This window comes from Pseudomonas sp. CM27 (assembly GCF_013179515.1).
GTDB lineage: Bacteria > Pseudomonadota > Gammaproteobacteria > Pseudomonadales > Pseudomonadaceae > Aquipseudomonas.
In genome coordinates, this window is sequence record NZ_JABMCN010000417.1 from 1 (window position 1) to 2,038 (window position 2,038).

1 protein-coding gene is annotated in these 2,038 nt (G+C 66.1%); it reads right to left on the reverse strand.

Annotated features, from left to right (window positions below; genetic code table 11):
* Window positions 1-87: 87 nt before the first annotated feature.
* A partial coding sequence (gene pta / locus HP547_RS28525) for a phosphate acetyltransferase (protein ID WP_172288843.1) occupies window positions 88-2,038 on the reverse strand: 1,951 nt, incomplete at its 5' end.

Genomic DNA, 2,038 nt, shown 5'->3' on the forward strand with positions numbered 1-2,038 from the left:
TTCCGGGCCAGCAGTATGACCAGCAGCAAGGCCAGGTTCAGCAGTACCCCTGATTGATCCGCGGGGCTGCAACGCAGCCCCGGCTTGTTAGCGCACCACGCTGGCCTGGATGGCCGTCAGGGCAATGGTGTGCACGATGTCGTCCACCTGAGCCCCGCGCGGCAAGTCGTTCACCGGCTTGCGCAACCCCTGCAACATCGGCCCCAGGCTGACCCCGTCAGCACTGCGCTGCACAGCCTTGTGCGTGGTATTGCCCGTATTCAGGTCGGGGAACACGAACACCGTGGCCCGCCCGGCCACCGGGCTACCCGGCGCAATTTCCCGTGCAATGGCCGGGTTCGCTGCCGCGTCATACTGCAACGGCCCGTCGATCAGCAGCGCTTGCGTCGCGCCCTGTGCCAGGCGTGTCGCTTCGCGCACTTTCTCGACCTCTTCGTCGCTGGCCGAATCGCTTGAATAACTGATCATCGCCACCCGCGGCGCGATGCCGAAAGCCTGCGCCGATTCGGCGCTCTGTCGGGCAATCTCGGCCAGTTCGGCAGCGCTCGGATGCGGGTTCATCACACAGTCGCCGTACACCAGCACCTGCTCGGGGAACAGCATGAAGAACACCGACGACACCAGGCTTGAACCCGGCGCGGTCTTGATCAGCTGCAGGGCAGGGCGGATGGTATTGGCGGTGGAATGCACCAGGCCGGAAACCAGGCCGTCCACTTCGTCCAGGGCCAGCATCATGGTGCCGATCACCACCGGATCTTCCAGTTGCTGCTCCGCCATCGGCGCATTCAGGTTCTTGCTCTTGCGCAGCTCGACCATCGGCTCCACGTAACGCCCGCGAATCAGCTCAGGGTCGAGGATCTCCAGGCCGGGCGGCAGGGTGATGCCTTGGGCGCGGGCCACAGCGTCGACATCTTCGGGCTTGGCCAGCAGCACGCAGCGGGCAATGCCACGGGCCTGACAGATGGCGGCAGCCTGAACCAGCAGTGGCTCGGCGCCTTCGGGCAGGACGATGCGCTTGTTGGCCTGTTGTGCACGCTGGATCAGCTGGTAGCGGAACACAGCCGGTGACAGGCGCAGTTCCCGCGGGGTGCCGCAGCGCTGGTGCAGCCACGCCGCGTCGAGGTGGCTGGCGACGAAGTCGGTGATGAACTCGGCGCGCTCGCGGTCGTCCACCGGGATTTCACGGTTCAGCGAGTTGAGCTGGTTGGCGGTGTCGTACGAGCCGGTGCTGACCGACAGGATCGGCAGCCCGGCCTGTAGGGCACCGCGGCACAGGCCGAGGATGCGCGAGTCGGGCTTGCTGTCACTGGTCAGCAGCAGGCCGGCCAGCGGCACGCCATTGATTGCTGCCAGGCTGACGGCGAGGATGATGTCGTCGCGGTCGCCCGGGGTTACCACCAGGGTGCCCGAGGTCAGCAGCGGCACCGTGTTGGCCACCGTGCGCGCGCAAATGATGATCTTGCTCATGCGCCGTTGCTCGTAGTCGCCGGCATTGAGCACCTGGGCGCCAAGCAGGTCTGCCACGTCACGGGTACGCGGGGCGTTCAGTTCCGGCTGAAAGGGGATGCAGCCGAGCAGGCGGAAGTCGTTGCCGCGCAGCAAGGGCGAGTGCTCGCGCAGGCGCGTGGCGAAGTCTGCCATGGTTTCATCGGTGCGCACTTTGTTGAGGATCACCCCGAGCACCTTGGGGTCGCGCGGGCCGCCGAACAGCTGTGCCTGCAGTTCAACCCGGCCAGACAGCTCGCTCAGCACTTCGTTTTCCGGTGCCGACACCAGGATAACTTCGGCATCCAGGCTTTTGGCCAGGTGCTGGTTGACCCGCGCCGCATAGCTGGCATGCCGCGTGGGCACCATGCCCTCGACCACCACCACGTCATTGCCGACGCAGGCTTGCTGGTACAGGCGGATGATTTCTTCCAGCAACTCGTCCAGCTGGCCGTCGCCGAGCATGCGCTCGACCTGGCCCAGGCTCAGCGGCACGGGGGGCTTGATGCCGTGGGTACGGGCCATCAGTTCGGTGGAGCGTTCTGGGCCGGTG